General features: G+C 71.7%; 18 protein-coding genes. 6 read left to right on the top strand and 12 right to left on the bottom strand.

Annotated features, from left to right (window positions below; genetic code table 11):
- Positions 1-685: GAF domain-containing protein (locus tag AC5LUJ_RS02360; RefSeq protein WP_493464380.1), on the bottom strand; the 685-nt coding region annotated here is incomplete at its 3' end.
- 70 nt (positions 686-755) lie between these two features.
- Complete coding sequence (locus AC5LUJ_RS02355) at positions 756-1871, bottom strand: PAS domain-containing protein (RefSeq protein WP_493464379.1); 1116 nt, start codon at positions 1869-1871, stop codon at positions 756-758.
- Positions 1872-2286: 415 nt separating this feature from the next.
- On the opposite strand from AC5LUJ_RS02355, the gene AC5LUJ_RS02350 reads away from it, so the two are divergent.
- Positions 2287-4317, top strand: coding sequence for an acetoacetate--CoA ligase (locus AC5LUJ_RS02350; protein ID WP_250284696.1), 2031 nt, complete (start codon positions 2287-2289; stop codon positions 4315-4317).
- A 113-nt stretch (positions 4318-4430) separates the two neighbouring features.
- Here the strand turns inward: AC5LUJ_RS02350 and AC5LUJ_RS02345 are convergent, their stop codons facing one another.
- Positions 4431-5708 (bottom strand): RNA polymerase sigma factor, encoded by a 1278-nt coding sequence (locus tag AC5LUJ_RS02345; protein WP_250284693.1) that lies wholly within the window; start codon positions 5706-5708, stop codon positions 4431-4433.
- A gap of 392 nt (positions 5709-6100) precedes the next feature.
- Here AC5LUJ_RS02345 and AC5LUJ_RS02340 point away from each other — a divergent pair, with 392 nt between their 5' ends.
- Complete coding sequence (locus tag AC5LUJ_RS02340) at positions 6101-7504, top strand: amylo-alpha-1,6-glucosidase (protein WP_250284691.1); 1404 nt, start codon at positions 6101-6103, stop codon at positions 7502-7504.
- Positions 7505-7624: 120 nt separating this feature from the next.
- Here AC5LUJ_RS02340 and AC5LUJ_RS02335 read toward each other — a convergent pair whose 3' ends face one another.
- The 5 genes from AC5LUJ_RS02335 to AC5LUJ_RS02315 form a co-directional block, all read right to left on the bottom strand.
- Entirely contained in the window at positions 7625-8107 is a 483-nt protein-coding gene (locus tag AC5LUJ_RS02335) for a hypothetical protein (RefSeq protein WP_250284689.1), read from the bottom strand.
- Positions 8101-8847, bottom strand: a complete 747-nt coding sequence (locus AC5LUJ_RS02330) for a hypothetical protein (protein WP_250284687.1) — start codon at positions 8845-8847, stop codon at positions 8101-8103. Before AC5LUJ_RS02330 ends, AC5LUJ_RS02335 begins: the two co-directional genes overlap by 7 nt.
- A 143-nt stretch (positions 8848-8990) precedes the next feature.
- Positions 8991-11966: a vitamin B12-dependent ribonucleotide reductase gene (locus AC5LUJ_RS02325; protein WP_250284685.1), complete on the bottom strand. Its 2976-nt coding sequence runs from the start codon at positions 11964-11966 to the stop codon at positions 8991-8993.
- A 68-nt stretch (positions 11967-12034) separates the two neighbouring features.
- Positions 12035-12496 (bottom strand): transcriptional regulator NrdR, encoded by a 462-nt coding sequence (nrdR, locus tag AC5LUJ_RS02320; protein ID WP_250284683.1) that lies wholly within the window; start codon positions 12494-12496, stop codon positions 12035-12037.
- Between the two features lie 177 nt (positions 12497-12673).
- A complete protein-coding gene (locus AC5LUJ_RS02315; protein WP_250284681.1) occupies positions 12674-12976 on the bottom strand; it encodes a LysM peptidoglycan-binding domain-containing protein in 303 nt (100 codons plus the stop codon).
- Between the two features lie 285 nt (positions 12977-13261).
- On the opposite strand from AC5LUJ_RS02315, the gene lexA reads away from it, so the two are divergent.
- From lexA to hflX, 4 genes are all read left to right on the top strand, one after another.
- Positions 13262-14011, top strand: coding sequence for a transcriptional repressor LexA (lexA, locus tag AC5LUJ_RS02310; RefSeq protein ID WP_250284680.1), 750 nt, complete (start codon positions 13262-13264; stop codon positions 14009-14011).
- A gap of 17 nt (positions 14012-14028) precedes the next feature.
- Positions 14029-14943, top strand: coding sequence for a tRNA (adenosine(37)-N6)-dimethylallyltransferase MiaA (miaA, locus tag AC5LUJ_RS02305; protein ID WP_250284678.1), 915 nt, complete (start codon positions 14029-14031; stop codon positions 14941-14943).
- Positions 14944-15008: 65 nt separating this feature from the next.
- The gene (locus tag AC5LUJ_RS02300) at positions 15009-15917 is read left to right on the top strand and encodes an EAL domain-containing protein (protein WP_250284676.1); all 909 of its coding nucleotides are present in this window, start codon (positions 15009-15011) and stop codon (positions 15915-15917) included.
- A gap of 84 nt (positions 15918-16001) precedes the next feature.
- Positions 16002-17378, top strand: a complete 1377-nt coding sequence (hflX, locus tag AC5LUJ_RS02295; RefSeq protein ID WP_250284674.1) for a GTPase HflX — start codon at positions 16002-16004, stop codon at positions 17376-17378.
- Positions 17379-17400: 22 nt separating this feature from the next.
- Here hflX and AC5LUJ_RS02290 read toward each other — a convergent pair whose 3' ends face one another.
- From AC5LUJ_RS02290 to rny, 4 genes are read right to left on the bottom strand one after another with little or no spacing between them, the layout of a single operon-like run.
- Complete coding sequence (locus AC5LUJ_RS02290; RefSeq protein ID WP_250284672.1) at positions 17401-18246, bottom strand: alpha/beta fold hydrolase; 846 nt, start codon at positions 18244-18246, stop codon at positions 17401-17403.
- Positions 18246-19043 carry a class III extradiol ring-cleavage dioxygenase family protein gene (locus tag AC5LUJ_RS02285; protein ID WP_493464378.1) on the bottom strand — a complete coding sequence of 266 codons (798 nt, stop codon included), beginning with the start codon at positions 19041-19043 and terminating at the stop codon, positions 18246-18248. The genes AC5LUJ_RS02290 and AC5LUJ_RS02285 overlap by 1 nt, the downstream gene beginning before the upstream one ends.
- On the bottom strand, positions 19040-20491 hold the full coding sequence (miaB, locus tag AC5LUJ_RS02280; RefSeq protein WP_445548754.1) for a tRNA (N6-isopentenyl adenosine(37)-C2)-methylthiotransferase MiaB: 1452 nt from the start codon (positions 20489-20491) through the stop codon (positions 19040-19042). Before miaB ends, AC5LUJ_RS02285 begins: the two co-directional genes overlap by 4 nt.
- A gap of 59 nt (positions 20492-20550) precedes the next feature.
- Positions 20551-22224: a ribonuclease Y gene (gene rny, locus AC5LUJ_RS02275; protein ID WP_250285858.1), complete on the bottom strand. Its 1674-nt coding sequence runs from the start codon at positions 22222-22224 to the stop codon at positions 20551-20553.
- Positions 22225-22487: the final 263 nt, after the last annotated feature.

The raw sequence follows: 22487 nt of genomic DNA, 5'->3' as shown, positions 1-22487 counted from the left end.
CCGGATCGTCCGGGCCAGCCGGATCGTCCGAGCCGGGCTCGACCAGGTAGACCGCGCACGAGTCGGCCAGTTCGCCCACGATGACGTCGGTGAGCGCCCGCAGGGCCCGCTCGGGCTCCTCCAGCGCGCTGCCGACCGCCCCGGTCGCCCGGGCGAGCAGCTCGAGGCGACGGCCGGCCTCCCGGGCCGCGGCCGCGGCGGTGCGGGCGGTCTCCTCCGCCCGGCGGCTGGAGCGGGCCTCGGCCAGGACGCGCTCGAACAGCGTCGCGCGTTCCAGCGCCCGGGCGCACTGGTCGGCGAGCGCGGCCAGATACGCGCGGTCGGCCGCGGAGAACGCCTGCCGGGCCCGGAACCCGAACAGCAGGACGCCGAACGGCGCGTCGACGGTCGCCAGTGGCAGGATCGCCCAGGCATGCTCGTCGGCCTCGGCGAGGACCGCGGCCTGCTCGGGCGCGGGCCACCGCGCGGTCAGCTCTTCCCGGTCGAGGAGGAACAGCGGCGAGGCGCCACGGACCGCCTCCGCGACCGGGTGGGACGCGTCCAGGCCGATCCCCGACCACGCCTGGGCAAGGAGCGCAGGGTAACCGAGCAGCGACCGGAAACGCAGGCAGTTGTCGACCTCGTCGACCAGGGCGATCCCCCGCCCGTTCGCCCCCAGTACCTGCCGGCCGGCGTCGAGCACCACGACGGCGACCTCGTCAACGCTTACAGCGCGTGACAATGCCGCCGTGACCAGGCGAACCTGCTCGTCCTGTTCATCCTGCTCGTCCTGTCCGGTCCGTCCATCCCGTCCGGTCCGTCCATCCCGTCCGGTCCGTCCGTCCCGTCCGTCCGCGCCGGACGTTGTGCCAGCTGTGCCGGAGCTGTCGGCCGCCGGCGTGCCGTGCCGCCGCGGCGGCCCGGACCTCGGTCACGTCATGGCTGACGCCGATCCACTCCAGCGGATAATTACCCTCAGTAATAGGAACGATCCGCATGACGAGCACCCGCTCCGTCCCGTCCGCGGTGTCGAGCCGGAACTCGGCGTCGAAGACGGCGCGCTGCTCGACAGCCCTGCGCCAGGCGTCGGCGACCCGGTCCCGGTCCTCGGCGTGCACACCGTCGAGCCAGCCCGCCCCGGCGATCTCCGGGAAGCTCTGGCCGGTGGCGGCCCGCCAGCGCGGCATGTCCACGTCCAGGGCGCCGCGGGCGCCGGCGTGGAACACGTCCGTGTCCCCGGCCCGCGCGAGCGCCCGGTACCGGGCCTCGCCGCGGGCCAGCTGGTGCCGGGTGTCGCCGATCCTGGTGACGTCGGTGGCGACGAGCGCCGCGCCCAGCGGCACGCCATGGGCGTCCGTGGCCGGGAACCAGCTCATCGTCCAGATCCGCGGCGGCTGGGCGGCGGTGGCGGCGCTGACCTCGAAGGTGGCCACCGGCTCGCCGGTGGTGAGCACCCGCCGCAGCAGGCGGTCCATCTCGTGGCCGATGTCGCCGAGCAGCTCCGGCATGGTGCGGCCGATGTGCTCGCCGGGCGCCCGCCCGTTCAGCCTGGCCAGGACGTCGTTGACCCGCAGGTAGCGGCCCTGGGTGTCGTAGAAGGCGAAGCCGGCCGGCGCCTGGGTGAACAGCGCCTCGAGCAGGGTGATGACCGGTTCCACCGCGGCGGGCGGCCGCGGCGGGCTCCCGCCCGGGCCGGCCTCGGCGGGCTCCCGCCCGGCGGTGCCCCTGCCGTCGTCGTCCCCGGCCACCTCGGCGTCCTCGGCTCTCTGCGCGTCCGGGTGGCCGGCGCCGTTCGTCCGGTGGGCCCTGTGAGCCTCGCTCCAGCCGGCCTGGTCACCCGCCGGCCCGCTCCGCGGCTGTCCGGAAAGCTCCCCGAGGAACGGCGTCGTCATGGGAGACGATTGTGGCCGGTGTGGCACCGTTGTGCCCAAAACCTTCGACGGCCCGGGACACACCCTGAGCCTGGAAGACACCTCATGCGCCCGATCGTGCCGGGCCGGGCAGGCCGTGCGCTGTCCATCGACCGACAGGGGTGGCGCGCATCGCATGTGCGACGTCGCATGCCCGGCGGCGTCCCGCCCGTCCTCTCCCGGCCGCTGCCGGCCCTGGGCCGCCCGGCCGGGCAGCACCCGCCCATGCCCCTGACAGTAGCCGGCCCGGCCCGGCCATATCGGGCCCAACGGATTCCCCGGGAACATGGGCCGCATTATCGACATCCTTTGTCGTTCCATTGTGATGAATGCCCGGGGCCAAACGCCCAGGATCATGCCGGGCCCTGTCGCCGGGGATTCGTTAGGGTCTGGGTCCGTGGCTGCTGGACACGGCAACGAACACGGACCCGCACCGGAGACCGGAGCGGACACCGGCATCGAGGGACAACTGTTGTGGACGCCGTCCGCGCGGCGGGTCCGCGCCGCCGGGGTCACCGCCTACCTCGAGTGGCTGGCCGCCGAACGGGGCCGACGGCTGACCGACGCCACCGCCCTGTGGCAGTGGTCGGTGGACGATCTCGACGGCTTCTGGGACTCGGTCTGGGACTTCTGCGCGGTCGAGGGCGAACGCGGGGACGGGCCCGCGCTCGCCGACGCGCGGATGCCGGGTGCCCGATGGTTCCCGACCGCCCGGGTGAACTACGCCGAGAACGCCCTGACCCGCCACGGGCCGGCGCCGGCGGTGATCGCCGTACGCGAGGACGCCACCACGGCCGTGGTGTCCTGGGACGAGCTGCGCCGCGAGGTCGCGGCGGCCGCCGCGGGCCTGCGCCGGCTGGGGGTCGGGCCGGGCGACCGGGTCTGCGCCGTGCTACCGAACTGCATACACGCGGTGGTCGCCATGCTCGCCACCACCGCGATCGGGGCGGTCTGGTCGTCCTGCTCCCCCGACTTCGGGCCCACCGGCCTCGCGGACCGTTTCGCCCAGGTGCGCCCGACCGTGCTCATCGGCGTCGACGGCTACACCCACGGCGGCAGGTCGTTCGACACGCTCGGCGTGCTGGCCAAGGCGGCCGAGCGGCTGCCCGGCCTGCGCGCCACCGTCGTCGTCGCCTACCTGGCCACGGACGCCCTCGACCGGGCCCGCGCCACCGGCCTGCCGGGCCTGCTGGCCTGGGAGGACCTGCTCGCCGGGTGCGACGACGCCGTCCCGGCCTTCCACCGTCTCCCGTTCGACGCGCCGCTGTGGATCCTGTACTCCTCCGGCTCGACCGGAAAACCCAAACCGATCGTGCACGGTCACGGCGGCATCCTGCTCGAACATCTCAAGACGCTGGTGCTCCACCTCGACATCGGGCCGGACGACCGCTTCCTGTGGGTGACGAGCACCGGCTGGATGATGTGGAACCTGCTCGTCTCCGGCCTGCTCGCCGGCGCGGCCGTGGTGCTCTTCGACGGGAGTCCGAAATTCCCCGGCCCCGGCACCCTCTGGCGGCTGGCCGAGGCCACCGGAGTCACCTGTTTCGGGACGAGCCCCGGTTTCCTGACCGACTGCGCGCGCTCCGGCACGGTCCCCCGTGAGATCGCCGACCTCTCGGCGCTGCGCACCGTGGGATCCACCGGCGCGCCGCTGCCCGCGCGGACGTACGCCTGGGTGTACGAGTCCGTCGGCGACGACCTGATGCTGTCCTCCATCAGCGGTGGGACGGAGGTGTGCACCGCGTTCGTGCTCGGCCTGCCGACGCTGCCGGTGCGCGCCGGGGAGATCCCCATGCGTGGGCTCGGCTGCGCGGTGACCACCTTCGACGAGCAGGGCAAGGAGGTCGTCGACGAGGTCGGCGAGCTGGTGGTCACCGCCCCCATGCCGTCCATGCCGGTCGCCCTGTGGGGGGACGAGGACGGCTCGCTGCTGCGGGCAACCTACTTCTCGGCCTACGAGGACGTGTGGCGGCACGGGGACTGGGCGAGCATCACCGCCAGCGGGGCGGTGTCCATCCACGGCCGGTCCGACGCCACGCTGAACCGCGCGGGCGTCCGGATCGGTACCGCCGAGCTGTACCAGGTGGTGGAGAGCATCCCCGGCGTGACCGAAAGTATCGTCATCGACACCTCGACCGCCGGCCGGCGTGGGGAGCTCGTCCTCTACGTCTGCCTGGCCGGCGGCGTGGTGTTCGACGACGCGTTCACCGGGACGCTGCGCGCCACGATCCGCCGTGAGCTCAGCCCCCGTCACGTGCCCGACCGCGTCGAGGAGATCGCCGAGGTCCCGCGCACCCAGAACGGCAAGAAACTGGAGGTGCCGGTCAGACGGCTGCTGCTGGGCGAGCCGCTGGAGCGCGCGGTCAGCCTCGGCGCCGTCGCCAACCCTCAGGCGCTGCTGCCGTTCATGCCGCCGACGACCCGCTGACCGGTCCGCTGACCGGTCCTACGACGTGACGATCCCCTGCCCGGTCAACTACCCGGGCAGGGGATCGTCACGTCGTACGCGTTCTACGCGGAAACCAGCCGTACGCGGGGCAACTAGTCGAGGAACTCCCGCAGCCTGCTCGCGACCGCCGGCTTGCGCAGTTCGCGCAGGGTGTCCCGCTCGATCTGGCGGATCCGTTCCCGGGTCAGCCCCAGCCGGTTGCCCACCTCGGCGAGGGTGTGCTGCTTGCCGTCGGCGAGGCCGAACCGCAGCCGCATCACCTCACGCTCACGCGGGGTGAGCCCGCTCAACACGCCTTCGATCTCATCCTGCATGGCGCCGTAGGATGCGGCGTCCGCGGGCGAGGTGGCGTCGGCATCCTCGATGAAGTCACCGAGGACGGAGTCGCCGTCGTCGCCGACCGCGGTCTCCAGGCTGACCGTGTCCTGCGCGTACCGCCGCAGTTCGACGACCTGCTCGATCGGCATGTCGAGCTCGAGCGCCAGCTCCTCGTCGGTCGGTTCCCGGCCGAGCGTGGAGACGAGCTGCCGCTGCAGCCGAGTGATCTTGTTGATCTGCTCGACCACGTGTACCGGGATCCGGATGGTCCTGGCCTGGTCGGCCAGGGCTCGGCCGATGGCCTGCCGGATCCACCAGGTGGCGTAGGTGGAGAACTTGTAGCCCTTGGCGTAGTCGAACTTCTCGACCGCGCGGATCAGGCCGAGGTTGCCCTCCTGGACCAGGTCGAGCAGGGTCATGCCCCGGCCGCTGTACTTCTTGGCGACCGAGACGACCAGGCGCAGGTTCGCCGAGACCAGCTGCTGCTTGGCGGCGTGCCCGTCGCGGACCAGGGTCTGCAGGTCCCGGCGCAGCTCCGGAGCCAGGTCGGGGTCGGTGTCGAGCTTGTGCTCGGCGAACAGCCCGGCCTCGACCCGCTTCGACAGCTCGACCTCCTGCGCGGCGTTGAGCAGCGGCACCTTGCCGATCTCACGCAGGTACATACGGACGAGGTCGGCGGTCCCGGCGTGCTCGGACGTCGCGCGCGTGGCCGCAGCCCCGCCCGGCGCCTCCTCTTCTTCCTCGTCGAGAACCTCGACCCCGAGTGTGGTCAGCCGGGCGACCAGGACAGGCAGCAGTTCAAGACCGAGATCGGCGGTCTCCAGTGCCTCACGGAGCTCGGCACGGCTGAGTTCGCCGGACTCACGTCCACGCGCGACGAGCTCGGCGACCTGAGTGACGTCGAGTTCGTCGGTATCATCGGGCACGGCAGCCAAGCTGCGGCTGGGCGTCGTGCGGGCAGGAGTGGATGACCGACGAGTCCGTCGCGTGCTCACGGCACGCGTACGCGGCTCATCGGAGCGCTCATGAAGTTCGAGGGCAGGCAGCGTCATCAGTAGCAGATCCGAAGGTCGGTGCGGGTGACGGGTCTTGGTGCTTGCACGTATGGGCAACGCCTGGGGACGTCTCTCCCATTCCGCGTTCAGACACAACCGGACGTAAGCGATCGCCGGGTCTACGAAGCAGTGTAGACCCTCACCCTCGGGACGCCGCACCCGCTGTCGCGAAGACTACTCCGCGGATCGGCCAGTGTGTCACGAATAACTAATTATCTCTTCAGTTCTCCACGTCCGCGCTGTCGAGAACGAGACTAGCCCCAATTTTCCACCAACATGACCACAACAATGTGGACAGACCGTAACAATCGTCACTGAGAGTACGTGAGATCACGAAGGTGCCACGAGGTTCCGGCGCTACCGGCCACCGGCCCCGGTACCCTCACACGATGTCATCGCCGGCCCTGTCGTCCGAGGTGCTCGCCGAACTCCGAACGTCCGCGATCGAGGTACTGCGGGACAACGATCTGGGCGAGGCGACCCGGCCCTCCCCGACGCTCTACCCCCACCAGTGGCTGTGGGACAGCTGCTTCATCGCCATCGGGCTACGGCACGTCGACCCCGGACGGGCCAGCCGGGAAATCCTCGCGCTGCTGCAGGGCCAGTGGCTCAACGGGATGATCCCGCACGTCATCTTCTCCGGCTCCGGCAGCTACCACGCCGGGCCCGACCGGTGGCGCTCCGACCTCGTCGACGCCGGCCCGCGGCACGTGCAGACCACCGGCGTCACCCAGCCGCCGATGATCGCCGAAGCTGTCGTCCGCGTCGGCGAGGTGTTCGACCCGGCCCGGCGCCGCGAGTTCTACCGGGCGGTCTATCCGGGCCTGCTGCGCTACCACTGCTGGCTGTACCGCGAACGCGACCCCGACGACACCGGGCTGGTCACTCTGGTCCACTCGTGGGAGTCGGGGATGGACAACACCCCCGCCTGGATGGAGCTCACCCGCAGGGCGGCTCCCATCCCCCTGAAGCTCATCCGCCGGCTCAACGGGGATGGCGCGCTCGACGCCCTGCGCCGGGACAACAAGGAGGTTCCGTCCGACCAGCGGCTGTCCGCCACCGACCTGTTCACCCTTTACCACCTGGTCGGGGAGCTACGCGACGCCCGTTACGACTTCAGCCGGATTCGTGCGTCCCGCGTCCCGCTGGTACAGGATGTCGCCTTCAACGCGATTCTCGCCCGCGCGAACGACCACCTGCGCGACATCGCCGCCGACATCGGCGAACAGCTGCCCGCGCAGCTGCTGCGCTCGGCCCGCCGGACCAGGGCGGCGCTGCCCGCCCTGTTCGCCGACGGCATGTACTGGAGCCGGGACGCGCGTTCCGGCCGGCTGATCCGAAGGCCCACGATCGCCGGCTTCCTCGCCCTGTACGCCGGTGTCGTGCCCCCCGCCGGCGTCGAGGATCTTGTCAGCCGGATGACCGCACCGCGGTTCTGGCCGGCCCACGGCATCGCCAGCACCCCCACCGACGATCCCGACTTCCAGCCCCGCTGCTACTGGCAGGGCCCGGTCTGGGTGAACATGAACTGGCTGCTCGCCGACGGGCTCGACCGCGCCGGCCGCGGCGAGCTCGCCGACCGGCTGCGCGCCGACACGATCTCGATGATCGCCGGTTCCGAGGGCCTGTACGAGTACTACTCACCGTTCGACGGCACCGGAGTGGGCAGCAACCACTTCTCGTGGACGGCAGCCCTGCTCCTGGACCTGCTCGACGGCCGGAAACCGGCCCACCGCCTGCCGTCCGCCCGCACGGGCGCGGACGGGGAGCACCTGACCCGGCACGGCGGCTGACCAGCCGCCGCGCCGGGTCCACCGGCTCCCGCGATACTGGCGGAAGGCACATATTCGTGATCTGCGGTATTCCCGCGGCAGTCAAGATCGATTCGGTGCGAGGCGGCGCTGTGGCGTGGGCTACGACGACGAGGCCGCAGGCTGTTCGCCGGGTGAGGGCGGGACCGTGAGGCGGGCGATGGTGACGGTGTGGCCGGCCGGGCTGGTCTGGGTCGTCAGCGGGCCGTCGGCGGCGGACTCCGGCCGCGGGCGCTGGTCGAATATGACGATGTAGCCCGAGGCCAGGCTGAGGTGGTTGAGGTAGCCGTCGAGCTGGGTCATCGCTTCCTTGACCGGGTCGGCGTAGCCGGGGCGGTGGGTCTTCACCTCGAAAGCCTCGTGCTGTTCGGCACTGGTGCCATCGGGGGCGGTGTAGCGCCAGGTCATATGGATGTCGGCCCAGCCGCCGCCGGCGGCGAACTCCCGGAAGACGTCACCGTCGCCGTTCACAGCCCGGTCGAGCCAGCTCAGGAAGATGGCGTGCGGGATGGCCTCCCGGTAGGGCCTCTTCACCCTGAGCATTGGCTCGTTGTTCCGCCAATAGCGGGCGAGCGTGGTCAGCATGTCCGGCACGTCGAAACGGCCGTCGGGGCGGACGAAGTCCCGCGGTGCTGGAAGCGCCCCCGGTCACGCACGACGATCTCGGCCAGCGCGCGGGCGATGACCTCATCGTAGATCGGGTTGGCGATCCGCAGGCCGCCGTCGGGCGTCTCGGCGACCAGGCCGAGGTCGCGTGCATAGGACCGGTCGTCCGAGCAGGTCAGGTCGGCCGGCTCGTCGGTGCTAGCGAGAACGGGCTCGAGAACCCGGCGTACCGCCGGCTCCTGGAGCCGGCGGACGAGTGAGTCGAGGTGACTTGGCCGGGCCTGGATGATCCGTTCCCGGGCAGCGTTGACGTGTTCCACCGAGACCGGCTCTGTGACCGGGACCTTCATCCGGTCGACGATCTCGGCCGCCAGCGCGTTGACCAGCCAGGGCTGGCCCGTGGTCAGCCGGTGCACCTGCTCCACGGCCTCATCGGTGAACACCCGATCGGTCTCTGCCGTGTGCTGACTGTAAAGATCGTGGATCTCGTCCAGCGTGAAGTCACCGAGTCGCAGCGACTCGACGATGACGTTGAACGGGCTCGGCCCCCCGGACAGTTCTGGGCTGCCGCCGGCGGCGACCTTGTAGTGGCGAACGTCCCGCAGCCCGCACAGCGCGACCGAGGCCGGGAACGCACTCGGACGGTATTCAAAGCCGGTGCGCAGCTGGGAGAGCACCCTGACCAGGGTCGCCCCCTCCAGCGAGTCGATCTCGTCCACGCACCGGCCTCCGCTGCCTACCGACCACAACCCGATCAACGCAACTCTACGGACAGCGCTCGGCGTGGTCCTGCGACGGCTCGACAGCCGAAGGCTATCTAGATCAGGCGAAATACCGCATCCCGCCGCGATACCGCCCGGTCTCAGCTGCAGCCGCTGGTGGAGCCGCACTGCTCGCACACGTAGCAGCTGCCTGCGGGACGCATGGTGACCCCGCAGGTGAAGCACAGCGGCGCGTCCACCACGTTCTGCGCCGACAGCGCCTCGCCCGGTGGGACGCTGCGCGGCAGTTCGCCCCGCACCTCCCGGGCCGACAGGCCCACCGGGTGGGTGTGACCGGTCTCGGCGGGCACCGTCGGCACCGCCGCGGCACCGGCCGCCGCCGCCTCGTTCGCCGCGGGCCCGGCCGTCGCGGAGCCGGTCGCCTCGGCCGGCCCGGCGTCGGCTGTCTCCACCGTGTCCGTTTCCACCGCGTCCGGCTGGCCGGCCCCGCCGTGCTGGCCGGTGAGCTGGCGGGCCCGCTCCCGCGCGCTGAGGACGCCGAGCTCCGCGCGGGTCTGCTCGGGGAGGTAGTCCAGGGCCAGGCGACGGAAGAGGTAGTCCATCACCGACTGGGCGATCCGCACGTCCGGGTCGTCGGTCATGCCGGCCGGCTCGAAGCGCATGTTGATGAACTTGCGGACGTAGGTCTCCAACGGGACGCCGTGCTGGAGCGCGATCGAGACCGCGATGGCGAACGCGTCCATCACGCCGGAGAGGGTCGAGCCCTGCTTCGACATCTTGATGAAGACCTCGCCGAGCCCGTCGTCGGGATACGACCCGGCGGTCAGATACCCCTCGGCACCGCCCACGGTGAAGGAGACGGTCTGCGACTGGCGGATCTTCGGCAGCCGGCGCCGGACCGGACGGTGCTCCCCGGGCTGTGCGGCGGCGGGCTGTGCGGCCGGCTGCTCGCCCGCGCCCCCGGTCACGGACCGCTTCGCGCCGCGCAGGTCCGACAGCGGCTGGCCGACCTTGCAGTTGTCCCGGTAGATCGCCAGCGCCTTCAGACCGAGCCGCCACCCCTCCAGGTAGATCTGCTCGACGTCCTCGACCGTGGCCGACGTGGGCATGTTGACGGTCTTGGAGATGGCGCCGGACAGGAACGGCTGGACCGCCGCCATCATCCGGATGTGGCCCATCGGGCTGATGGCCCGCTCCCCGATCGCGCAGTCGAAGACCTCGTAGTGCTCGCGGCGCAGGCCGGGGGCGTCGATGACGTGACCGTGCTCGGCGATGTACTCGACGATCGCCTCGACGGTCTCCTCGGCGTAGCCGAGAGCGCGCAGCGCGGCGGGAACCGTCTGGTTGACGATCCGCATGCTGGAGCCGCCGACCATCTTCTTCATCTTCACCAGCGCGAGGTCGGGCTCGATGCCGGTGGTGTCGCAGTCCATCGCCAAGCCGATCGTGCCGGTCGGGGCGAGCAGGCTGACCTGCGCGTTGCGCCAGCCGTGCTTCTCCCCGACGCCCTGGGCGCGCTCCCACTCGCGGGCGGCGACGGCGAGCACCCGGGCGTCGTCGACCCCGACCGTGCGGACGGCGTCCGTGGCGGCGGCGTGCTTGCGGATCACCCGGCGGTGGGCGTCGGTGTTGCGGGCGAAGCCGTCGTAGGCCCCGAGCGCCGCCGCGAGCTCCGCCGAGCGGCGGTAGGCCGTCGCGGTCATCAGCGACGTGACGGCCGCGCCCATGGCCCGGCCGCCCTCGGAGTCGTACGCGCGGCCGGTGGCCATCAGCAGCGCGCCGAGGTTGGCGTAGCCGATGCCGAGCTGGCGGAACATCCGGGTCACCCGCGTGATCTCCGGAGTCGGGAAGTCCGCGAAGCAGATCGAGATGTCCATCGCCGTGATGATCAGCTCGACGGCCGCCACGAACGCGTCGGCGTCGAAGCTGAGGTCCTTGCGCAGGAACTTCATCAGGTTCAGCGACGCCAGGTTGCAGCTGGAGTTGTCCAGGTGCACGTATTCGCTGCACGGGTTGCTGGCGCTGATCCGGCCGGACTCCGGGCAGGTGTGCCAGTCGTTGATCGTGTCGTCGTACTGGATCCCGGGATCCGCGCAGTCCCAGGCCGCCTGGGCGATGGAGCGGAACAGCGACCGGGCCCGGAGGGTCTCGATCGTGCGCCCGTCGAGCCTGGCCCGCAGGTCGAAGCCGGCGTCGTCGACGACGGCCCGCATGAACTCGTCCGTCACCCGCACGGAGTTGTTGGCGTTCTGGTACTGCACCGAGACGATGTCACGGCCGCCGAGATCCATGTCGAAGCCGGCGTCCCGCAACGCACGGATCTTGCTCTCCTCGCGGGACTTGGTCTCGACGAAGTCGACGATGTCCGGATGGTCGACGTCGAGCACGACCATCTTCGCGGCCCGCCTGGTCGCGCCGCCCGACTTGATCGTGCCGGCCGAGGCGTCGGCCCCGCGCATGAAGCTCACCGGGCCCGAAGCGGTGCCGCCGGAGGACAGCAGCTCCTTCGACGATCGGATACGCGACAGGTTCAGCCCGGCGCCCGACCCGCCCTTGAAGATCAGCCCCTCCTCCCGGTACCAGTTGAGGATCGACTCCATCGTGTCGTCGACCGAGAGGATGAAGCAGGCCGAGACCTGCTGCGGCGCGGGGGTGCCGACGTTGAACCACACCGGGCTGTTGAAGCTGAACACCTGGTGCAGCAGCATCCAGGTCAGTTCGTGCTCGAAGATCTCGGCGTCCGCCGGCGAGGCGAAGTACCCGTGCTCGGTGCCGGCCGCGCCGTAGGCGCGCACGACCCGGTCGATGAGCTGGCGCAGGGACCACTCGCGGGCGGAGCTGCCGAGCGCGCCGCGGAAGTACTTGCTCGTGACGATGTTCGTGGCGTTCACCGACCAGAAGTCGGGGAACTCCACCCCGCGCTGCTCGAAGTTGACCGAGCCGTCGCGCCAGTTGGTCATGACGACGTCCCGCAGCTCCCAGGTGACCTCGTCATAGGGGTGGACGCCCGGCGAGGTGTTGACGCGTCGCACCTGCAGGCCAGCGGCCCTGGGGGCGGCCTTGGTGCCGGCCCTGGGGGCGGCCTTGGTCGCTTTCGTGCCACGGTTGTCGGTCATGGCGCTCCTCGTCTGGCGTCGGTCGGATGGTGTTTCTCACCAGCTGTCTGTCGCGTCGGGGTGCGTGGCTACGACGGCGCCCGGTCGGCCCGCCCGCGCAGGTCGGTGATCGCCGTCTCGAAGTCCGCCAGCGAGTCGAAGGAGAGGTACACCGAGGCGAACCGCAGGTAGGCGACCTCGTCGAGCTCCCGCAGCGGCCCGAGGATCGCCCGGCCGATCTCGTCCGAGGCGACCTCGGCGGCCCCCGAGGCACGCAGCGTGTCCTCGACCAGCTGGGCGAGCCGGGCCAGCGCGTCCGCCTGGACCGGCCGCCCCTGGCATGCCCGCCGCACGCCGGCGATCACCTTCCCGCGGCTGAACGGCTCGGTGACACCGCTGCGCTTGATGACTCGCAGTGACGCCTCTTCGATCGTCGTGAAACGACGGCCGCAGGACGGGCACGACCGACGGCGACGGATCGCGGCGCCCTCCTCGGCCTCCCGGCTGTCGACAACCTTGCTGTCAGGGTGCCGACAGAACGGACACCGCACGCACAACCTCCAAGATCTTGTCGACTTACAGCCACGTAACTACAAGATGTTGTGGTCAACACTAGGACCGGACACCACGAGCTGGCAAGCTGGCCCACCCGCGGAACCTCATGACACATGCATCACAGAAGACCCTTCATGCGGACCTGTCATGACAGGCCCGTCATGGCAGGCCCGTCACGGCAGACGGAGCATCTGACCGGGGACGAGATCGGTCGTCTCCAGCCGGTTGAGGCCGGCCAGCCGGGCCACGACCACCCGGGTGTCACCGTCGGGAGCCAGCGCGCGCGCGATGCCCCACAGCGTCTCCCCGGAACGCACCACGTGGACGCGCACCGGCCGGTCGTCCCCGGTCGGCGCGGCCGACGACGTCACCCGGGCCACGGACAGCACCAGGCAGGACACCAGCATGACCAGGACAATCAGGACAACCCGGCCCCGCCCGGTCAGCCGCAGCGGAGGCTCAGCCGACGCCCGCATCGTCCACCTCCCCAACTTCCACCAGCACATACCACTTCCAACAACATGATCAAAGAACATCCGTTCGATCGAACGTCTGATCGAGTTTGTACCGCACGGTCCCGACGGAATCGTCGTGACACGCTCGAACAGACGTTTGAGATATCCGGCCGCGGCGGTTACGGTCGTAGCGATCAGATTCAGGTCAGATCCAGGTCGTGGCCGCCAGCTCCGGTTCACGGCAGAACGTCGGATATGCCGGGAGCGCAAGTCTGCCATGACCGACAACGAAGGAGTACGGCAGGGATGACCACCGACGACAACCGCACCCGCCGCGGCCGGCCACCCCGCGGCTCCGTGCGCGACCTGCCGGACGGGCCGGCGGACGCCACGGGCCTGACCCCCCGCCAGCGCAGGGTGCTTGAGGTGATCCGCGACGCCGTCGAGCGCCGAGGCTACCCGCCGAGCGTGCGGGAAATCGGCGATGCGGTGGGGCTCACGAGCACGTCCAGCGTCGCGCACCAGCTCAAGACGCTGGAGGAGAAGGGCTTCCTGCGCCGCGACCCGCACCGCCCGCGGGCCATGGAGGTCCTCTCCGCGCAGGCACCGGTACGCCCCGTGCCACGCCAGGCGCCCGCCGTTGGTACGCTCGCGGCAGGCTCGTCGGCGGCTGGCCCCGCACAGGCGGCCTATGTGCCGGTCCTCGGCCGCATCGCCGCGGGTGGGCCGATCCTCGCCGAGCAGGCGGTCGAGGAGGTCTTCCCGCTCCCCCGCGAGATCGTGGGGGAGGGCACCCTGTTCACCCTGCGGGTCGTCGGGGACTCCATGGTCAACGCCGCGATCTGCGACGGCGACTGGGTGGTCGTCCGCCAGCAGCCGGTCGCGGACAGCGGCGAGATCGTCGCCGCGATGATCGACGGCGAGGCGACGGTCAAGACGCTGCGCCGTCGTGACGGCCACGTCTGGCTCGAGCCGCAGAATCCGGCCTATGCTGACATTCCGGGTGACAGTGCGACGATCCTCGGCCGGATCGTCGCGGTTCTTCGCCGGGTCTGATCCTCCCGGGAGTGAGCATGGGCACAGGTGTCGACCGGCACCGCGCCGGCCGGGTCGTGGCTGTCGTCGGGCCGACAGCGGCCGGCAAGAGCGACCTGGCGATCGCGCTGGCCACCGAGCTGGGCGGTGAGATCGTCAACGCCGACTCCATGCAGCTCTACTGCGGGATGGACATCGGCACCGCCAAGGTGCCGCCGGCGGAACGCGGTGGTGTCCCCCATCACCTGCTCGATGTCTGGGAGGTCACCCGCGCCGCCGACGTAGCGTCCTACCAGGCGCTGGCCCGGCAGGCCGTCGACGGCCTGCTGGCCGCCGGCCGCACGCCGGTGCTCGTGGGCGGCTCCGGGCTCTACGTCCGGGCCGTCCTCGACGACCTCGCCTTCCCCGGCACCGACCCGGCCGTACGGGGACGGCTGGAGCGGGAGCTGTCCGAGCGGGGCCCGGCCGCGCTGCACGCCGATCTCGCCGCGCGGGCGCCGGCGGCGGCGGCGGCCATCCTGCCTGGCAACGGCCGGCGTATCGTGCGCGCGCTGGAGGTGGTGGAGCTCACCGGCGGCTTCACCGCCTCCCTGCCGGAGCACCGCTCGGTCTACGACGTGGTCCAGTTCGGCATCGACCACCCGCAGCTCGACGAGAGGATCGCCGGCCGGGTGGCCGGTATGTGGGCCGCCGGCATGATCGAGGAGGTCCGCGCCCTCGTCGACATGGGCCTGCGGGACGGCCCCACCGCGTCCCGGGCGCTGGGCTACGCCCAGGTTCTCGCCTGGCTCGACGGCGCGCTCGATTCGGCCGAGTCGGCCCGGCTCGCGACAATCGCCGCGACGCGCCGACTTGCACGCAGACAAAGGTCGTGGTTTCGGCGCGATCCTCGCATAATTTGGCTGGACCGTCCCGACGTCGAACAGGTGGCGGGCATGGTCGACTCGGCCTGAACGTGCGACGACTCCGTGGCTCGTTCTTCCCGCCGGCTGGAGACACCCGTCGTCTGGAGACATGTGTGACCGCGATCGAGTTGAACCTCGTCCCGGCCCTGTGTGCCGCGTTCGACGACGGGTCGTTACAACTGCACTACCAGCCCGAGGTCGACCTGCGCACCGGGTCGGTCCCCGGGATGGAGGCGTTCCTGCGCTGGCACCATCCCGACCGGGGGCTGATGAACCCGTCGCAGTTCATGCCGGCCGCCGCGGCCGCGGGCCTGTCCGACCAGGTCGGCCGCTGGGTGTTACGCACCGCCGTGGCCGAGGCCCGGACATGGCACGAAATGGCCGCGGGAACCGCGATCCGCCCGCCCCGGCTGTGGGTCAACGTGACCGCCGACCAGCTGACCCGGCCCGGTTTCGCGATCGAGGTGGAACAGCTCCTGCACGGCCGTGCGCTGCCGCCGGGAGCGCTCGGGCTGGAGTTCACCGAACAGACCCTCGGCCTCGCGCGCGTCGGGGTGCCCCGGCTGCTGGCCCGGCTGCGCTCGTTCGGGCCGGCCATCGGCGTCGACGGCTTCGGCACCTGGTACGCGTCGCTGTCCACCCTCGACGTCCTGCCGCTGGACATGGTGAAGATCGATGGCCGCTTCCTGCACGCGATGCAGCGGGACCTGGAGGGCGAGGCTGTCCTGGCCTCGATCATCACACTGGCCCACCGGCGGCGGCTGGTCGTGACCGCCGAGGGCGTCGACAGCGCGGTCACGGCGTCCCGGCTGGCGGCGATGCACTGTGACCGGGGAGCCGGCCGCCTGTTCTGCCCGCCCGTCCCCACCGACGACGCCCGGATGATCGCCCTGGGCCGCGGCCGGCCGAACCGGCGCCACGGGCGCTCCCGGCCGGCCAGCGGCACGGGACGCGCCGGGCGCGCCGCGCCCGACCGCGGTGACCGGGCCACCGGCACCGCCAGCATGGCCGCCGTCATCTGACCGGGAACCACCGTCGTCCGGTCGAGAAAATTCGGTCGCGGCCCCGGAACGGACGTGGGAGCCTGCGATAAAGGAGGCAGCGACATGACGTTTCCCGCCCTCTTCGACGCCTCCGGCGAGGCGCTCGACCTCGCCGACCGTCTGGCACTGCGCCGGGTACCAGGCCTGGCAACCGAGCTCGACGACGTCACCGAGGTCGAGTACCGCCAGCTCCGGCTGGAGCGGGTGGTCCTCATCGGGGTGTGGACCTCGGGCACGGCCGCCGAGGCGGAGACCTCCATGGCCGAGCTCGCCGCCCTGGCGGCCACGGCCGGCTCGGTCATCCTGGACGCGCTCGTCCAGCGTCGGGACACTCCCGACTCGGCGACGTACGTCGGCTCCGGCAAGGCGCGTGAGCTGCGCGACGTCGTCACCGCCACCGGCGCCGACACCGTCGTCTGCGACGGTGAGCTGACCCCCGGCCAGCTGCGCCAGCTGGAGGACGTCGTCAAGGTCAAGGTCATCGACCGGACCGCGCTGATCCTCGACATCTTCGCCCAGCACGCCACCTCCCGGGAGGGCAAGGCCCAGGTCGAGCTCGCGCAGCTGCAGTACATGCTGCCGCGGCTGCGTGGCTGGGGTGAGTCGATGTCCCGCGCCGGTGGTGGCATCGGCACCCGCGGCCCCGGCGAGACGAAGATCGAGACGGACCGGCGGCGGCTGCGCACGCGCATGGCCAGGCTCCGCCGGGAGCTCGCCGGGATGAAGACGGTCCGGACGACCAAACGCTCGGCGCGGCAGCGCAGCGGCATCCCCGCGGTCGCGATCACCGGCTACACCAACGCCGGCAAGTCCTCGCTGCTCAACCGGCTGACCGGCGCCGGGGTGCTGGTCGAGGACGCCCTGTTCGCCACGCTGGACCCGGCCGTGCGGCGGGCCACGCTGCCCGACGGCCGGACGTTCACCCTCGCCGACACCGTCGGCTTCGTCCGCCACCTGCCGCACCAGATCGTGGAGGCGTTCCGCTCCACCCTGGAGGAGGTCGCCGACGCCGACCTGCTGCTGCACGTCGTCGACGGCTCGCATCCCGACCCGATGTCACAGATCTCCGCGGTCCGCACCGTGATCAACGACATCGACGCCGGGGACGTCCCCGAGCTGCTGGTCGTGAACAAGATCGACGCCGCCGGCCCGGACGTGCTCGCCCGGGTGCGCCGCGCCGTCCCCGGCGCGCTCCTCGTCTCGGCGCGCACCGGGGAGGGGCTGGCCGCCCTGGTGGCGGAGCTGACCGAGCGCGTCCCCCACCCCGACGTCGAGGTGTGCGTGCTGCTGCCGTTCACCCGCGGTGACCTGGTCTCCCGGGTGTACGCCCGCGGGGAGGTCCTCGGCCTCGAGCACACGGCGACCGGCACGGTCCTGCGGGCCCGGGTACCGGCCGAGCTCGCCTCCCAGCTCACCAGCTTCTTCCTCGAACCGGCCTGAGGCTGGCCTGAGGCTGGCGGGCCTACGCGGCCCGCTGGCCCACGCCGTTGCGCCAGAACTCGACCAGCAGCGCGGCGGTGACCTCCGGGTTCTCGGTCGCCGGCGAATGCGCCGCCCCGGCGATCACCTCGTAGCGGGCGTCCAGGCGTGCCGCCATCTCCGCCTGCAGACGCGGCGGCCAGGCGTCGTCGGCGGCCCCGTGGGCGACCAGCACGGGTACGTCGTCCTGGCTGACGGCGTCAGCGAGCTCACCGACCCGGTCGGGTTCGCTCAGCAGCTGCTCCCCCATCACCCGCAGGCCGACGTTGCTGCTGGCGAAGAACCGGCGCTCCAGGAACTCCAGGCCACCGGGCGGGTACACGGCGGTGTCCGCGGCCCGCATGGCGGCCCATACCGCGTCCCGGCCGCTGCGCTTGTACACCACCCGCATGGCCTGCAGCGCGATCCGCCGAGGGCCGACGATCCCGGCCGGGCCGGAGCTGAGCAGCACGAGGCTTGCCACGCACGACGGGCGGGCGATGACCGCGGTCCGCGCGACCAGCCCCCCGAAGGAATGGCCGAGCAGGTGCACCGGGCGACCGATCTCGTCGGCCACCCGGCCGACGTGTCCGGCCAGCGCGTCGACCGTGCAGTCCCGCTCCGGGTCGGCCGCGGGTGACTCGTACTGGCCGTGCTGGTCGACCGCGACCACGTCGAACCCGGCCCGCGCGAGCCGCGGAATGATCGGCAGGAAGTCCTCCTTGCTCCCGGTGTAACCGGGCAGCAGGACGACCGGCGGGTCGACGGGCGATCCGGCTCGTAGGACCGCGAGGCTCGCGCAGGTCGAGTGCTGTACCCCGGATGGCAGTTCCGTCGACCTCGAGATCATTACCCAGGACTCCCCTGCTCCCACACGGCGACCACGTACCCCACACCGTAAGGGGCGGCGACATACTCAGCACGAGACGTCCATGACCACGTGCGCGTGTCGCTCATGGTGATGCCCGGATCGTGCGCTGTGGCGGTGACGGTAGCACCGGCAAGCCGCGCGCCGGCGAGTACCTGCCACGACGCGCGGCCCGCCGCCAGCAGCTCCCGCGAGAGAGCCGGGTCCAGGCGCAGCAGCGCGGCCGCGTCGCCGGCGGCGAGCGCCGCCGCCACCGCGGCGTCGTGGCCGTCCGCGCGGCTGTCGAACCCGCCGGGCGCGCCGGCCGTCCGCCGTGCGCTGCCGTCGCCCATCACCAGCAGGGCGACCCGCCGCGCCGAGCCGGCGAGCTCGGCGCCGATCCGGGCGGCGTCCGCCGCGCTGGTCGTCGCGCTCACGCCGAAGCCGGTGACCGCGCCCTCCCACCGGGCCTGCCCGAGCAGCCAGGCCCCGACCGTCAGCGACAGCGGCAGCGCCGGGGCCGCCTCCGGCGTGGGAGAGGCCGCCGCGGGAGGATCCGGGACGCGTCCCAGCGTGACCGACAGCGGCACTCCGTAACCGGCCATGCTTCCGGACTCGCCTGCGGCGTACGGCCCGGTCCGTGGCGCGTCACCCACGACGACGACCACGTCCGGGCCGCCGGCCACAAGCCGGCGCACGGCCTGGACCGCCGGCTCACGCACCGCGACGGCCTCACCGGCGGCGAGCTCGGGGACGAGCAACGGTGGATGCGGGCAGAGCACCGCCGCCGTCAGCGTCACCGCCGCAGCGCGGGCATGCCGAGCAGCGTGGGCGCGCCCGCGGCGGCCGCGGCGGCCGGCCGTTCCCGCTCGGCCTCCCACAGGTCACCGGCCCTGGTCCGCCGGTGGGCGAGCAGCGGGCCGTCCGCGACGAGGTGATGGGGCGCGCCCCGCGTGACCGCCGTCCGCACCACGTCACCGGGACGGATCAGGGTGGCCGACGGCGCGCCCAGATGGACCAGCCGGCCGTCCCGGGCGCGACCGGAACGCCGCCCGGTGGCGGCGTCCTTGCGCCCCTCCCCCTCGACGACGAGGACCTCCACCGGCTGGCCGACGAGCGCGCGGTTGCCCACCCAGGAGACCTCGTCCTGGACCGCCACGAGCCGTTCGTAGCGGTCCCGCACGACGGCCGGGTCGACCTGGCCGTCCATGGTGGCGGCCGGGGTGCCCGCCCGCGGGGAGTACTGGAAGGTGAAGGCCCCGGCGAACCGCGCCTGGCGCACCACGTGCAGGGTGTCGGCGAAGTCGGCCTCCGTCTCGCCCGGGAAGCCCACGATGATGTCGGTGGTGATGGCGGCGTGCGGCATCGCGGCCCGGACCCGCTCGAGGATTCCCAGGAAGCGCTCCTGGCGGTAGGAGCGGCGCATCCGCCGCAGCACCGCGTCCGACCCCGACTGCAGCGGCATGTGCAGCTGCGGGCAGACGTTCGGGGCCGTCGCCATCGCCTCGATCACGTCGTCGGTGAAGTCCCGTGGATGCGGTGAGGTGAACCGGACCCGCTCCAGCCCCTCGATCGTCCCGCAGGCGTGCAGCAGCTTCGCGAACGCCCCGGGATCGCCCAGCGACCGGCCGTAGGAGTTCACGTTCTGGCCGAGCAGGGTGATCTCGATGACGCCGTCGGCGACCAGCGCCTCGACCTCGGCCAGGACGTCGCCCGGACGCCGGTCGGTCTCCCTGCCCCGCAGGCTCGGCACGATGCAGAAGGTGCAGGTGTTGTCACAGCCGACGCTGATGCTCACCCACGCCGAGTGGTGCGTCGAGCGGCGGGAGGGCAGCGCGCTGGGGAAGACCTCCAGCGCCTCGACGATCTCGACCTCGGCCGCCGCGTTGTGCCGTGCGCGCTCGAGCAGCACGGGCAGCCGGTGCAGGTTGTGGGTGCCGAAGACGACATCCACCCAGGGCGCCCGCTCGGTGATCGTCGCACGGTCCTTCTGCGCGAGACAGCCGCCGACCGCGATCTGCATGCCCGGATGCTGCTTCTTCGCCGGGTACATCTGGCCAAGATTGCCGTAGAGCCGGTTGTCGGCGTTCTCGCGGACGGCACAGGTGTTGAACACCACCACGTCCGGCGTGGCATCCGTGGCCGCGGGCACGTAGCCGGCGGCATCCAGCATGCCGGCGATCCGCTCGGAGTCATGGACGTTCATCTGACATCCGAATGTCCGGACCTGGTAACTGCGGGGACTCACACAGCCAGCCTACGGCGCGGGCGCAACAGACACTTTCCACCACCTCTGACAGGCGGCCCCTATCGGGCGGTCTCGACGGCGCGGGTCTCGCGGACCACCGTGACCCGGATCTGACCCGGGTAGGTCAGCTCGTCCTCGATCTGCTTGGCGACGTCACGGGCGAGTATGTGCGCGGCGATGTCGTCCACCTGCTCCGGGACGACCATCACCCGGACCTCGCGGCCGGCCTGCATCGCGAAGACCTTCTCCACCCCCGGGCGTTCCCCGGCGATCTGCTCGATGCGCTCGAGCCGTTTGACGTAGGACTCCAGGCTCTCCCGGCGGGCCCCCGGCCGTCCGCCGGAGATCTGGTCGGCGGCCTGGGTGAGCACCGCCTCGACCGAACGCGGCTCGACCTCGTTGTGGTGCGCCTCGATGGCGTGGACGATCTCCTCGTCCTCGCCGTAGCGGCGGGCGATCTCGGCGCCGATGAGGGCATGGCTGCCCTCCACCTCGTGGGTCAGCGCCTTGCCGAGGTCGTGGAGCAGGGTGCCCCGTTTGGCCAGCGCCGGCGGCAGCCGCAGCTCGGCGGCCATGATCCCCGCCAGGTGCGCGGACTCGATCAGGTGTGCCAGGACGTTCTGGCCGTAGCTGGTCCGGTACCGCAGCCGCCCGAGGATGGCGATCAGCTCGGGGTGCATCTCCGCGATACCGGTCTGCATGAGCGCGTCCTCACCGGCGCGCACACAGCGCGTCTCGACCTCGCGCCTGGCCCGGTCGTGCTCCTCCTCGATGCGGTGCGGGTGAATCCGCCCGTCTCCGACCAGGGCCTCCAGCGTGATCTTGGCGATTTCGCGGCGTACCGGATCGAAGCAGCTGAGCAGTACCGCCTCGGGCGTGTCGTCGATGATGACGTTCACGCCGGTGACCGACTCGAACGACCGGATGTTGCGCCCCTCACGGCCGATGATGCGGCCCTTCATCTCGTCGCTGGGCAGGTGCAGGACGGAGACGACCGACTCCGTGGTCGTCTCCAGGGCGACCCGCTGAATGGCCAGCGTAACGATCTTCCTGGCCCGTTCCTCACCCTGCTCCCGGGCCTGTGCCTCGATGTCACGGACCAGTACGGCCGCGTCCCGCCGGGCGTCGGCCTCGACGACCTTGACGATTTCGGCCCGCGCCTGGGCGGCGGTGAGCCGGGCCGCCTCCTCCAGCGTCCGGCGGCGTTCCTCCTCCAGGTCGACGACCTCCGCGCGCCGCCTGGCGAGTTCGGCCTCCCGGGCTGCCAGGTCGTGGTCCCTGGCCTCGATGTGACGGGCCTGTTCATCCATGGCGGCGGCGCGGGCCTCCAGCCGCTGCTCGCGCTGGGCGAGACGGGCGTCCCGCTCGTGCAGCTCCGCCCGCAGCGCCCGCACCTCCTCCTCGGCCTGCGTCCGGAAGGTCTCCGCAGACTTCCGGCCGGCCTCGCGCGCCTTCGCCTCGACAAGGGAGCCACGCAGCGCCAGCTCCGCATCGGCCCGCTCCCGCAGCGCCCGGGCGTTCTCCTCCGCGCGGCGGAGCAGGTCCGCGGCCTCCCGCTCCGTCTGCTCCCGCAGGCCGGCGGCCTGCCTGATGATCTCAGCGGCTTCGCCGGGCTCGGCCGTCGCCACCTCGGCGTCAGCGCCTCCCGAACGCAGGACGCGCAGGAGGAGCAGCGTGATTACTCCCAGACCCAGGAGCACGCAGACGGCAAGCACGACGAGGAGAACGCTCATCGGTCCTCCTCCCTCAGCCGGGATCGACCCGCGATCAGCGGGCCGGAACGGCGAGGGACTCACGAAACGGGCTGTTCCGGAACTCGTGAAGGCGTGTTGCCACCGACAAACGCCTGAGCCCACGCGGATGCGGCGGCGTCCGCAGACGTCGCGATCCGGGCCAGCCGCCCTCGTGTGAAGTTGTTTCGCACTATCGGAACCGCGTCACCGCGGGAGCCCTCTCACCTTTGCTGAGAGTAGGTCTGCGACTCATGGACGGTCAA

It is taken from the genome of Protofrankia sp. CiP1_Cm_nod3 (assembly GCF_982290655.1).
The sequence above is the reverse complement of the archived record's forward strand: the minus strand, read 5'-3'. Positions and strand labels throughout refer to the sequence as shown.

Bases quoted from the DNA above. Each gene is read 5' to 3' on its own strand.
- lexA (WP_250284680.1), top strand. From the start codon at position 13,262: ATGACCACCGACGACAACCGCACCCGCCGCGGCCGGCCACCCCGCGGC.
- AC5LUJ_RS02355 (WP_493464379.1), bottom strand. From the start codon at position 1,871: ATGACGACGCCGTTCCTCGGGGAGCTTTCCGGACAGCCGCGGAGCGGG.
- hflX (WP_250284674.1), top strand. From the start codon at position 16,002: ATGACGTTTCCCGCCCTCTTCGACGCCTCCGGCGAGGCGCTCGACCTC.
- AC5LUJ_RS02340 (WP_250284691.1), top strand. From the start codon at position 6,101: ATGTCATCGCCGGCCCTGTCGTCCGAGGTGCTCGCCGAACTCCGAACG.
- AC5LUJ_RS02345 (WP_250284693.1), bottom strand. From the start codon at position 5,708: ATGACGCTGCCTGCCCTCGAACTTCATGAGCGCTCCGATGAGCCGCGT.
- miaA (WP_250284678.1), top strand. From the start codon at position 14,029: ATGGGCACAGGTGTCGACCGGCACCGCGCCGGCCGGGTCGTGGCTGTC.
- AC5LUJ_RS02315 (WP_250284681.1), bottom strand. From the start codon at position 12,976: ATGCGGGCGTCGGCTGAGCCTCCGCTGCGGCTGACCGGGCGGGGCCGG.
- AC5LUJ_RS02335 (WP_250284689.1), bottom strand. From the start codon at position 8,107: ATGCTGACCACGCTCGCCCGCTATTGGCGGAACAACGAGCCAATGCTC.
- AC5LUJ_RS02325 (WP_250284685.1), bottom strand. From the start codon at position 11,966: ATGACCGACAACCGTGGCACGAAAGCGACCAAGGCCGCCCCCAGGGCC.
- AC5LUJ_RS02290 (WP_250284672.1), bottom strand. From the start codon at position 18,246: ATGATCTCGAGGTCGACGGAACTGCCATCCGGGGTACAGCACTCGACC.
- rny (WP_250285858.1), bottom strand. From the start codon at position 22,224: ATGAGCGTTCTCCTCGTCGTGCTTGCCGTCTGCGTGCTCCTGGGTCTG.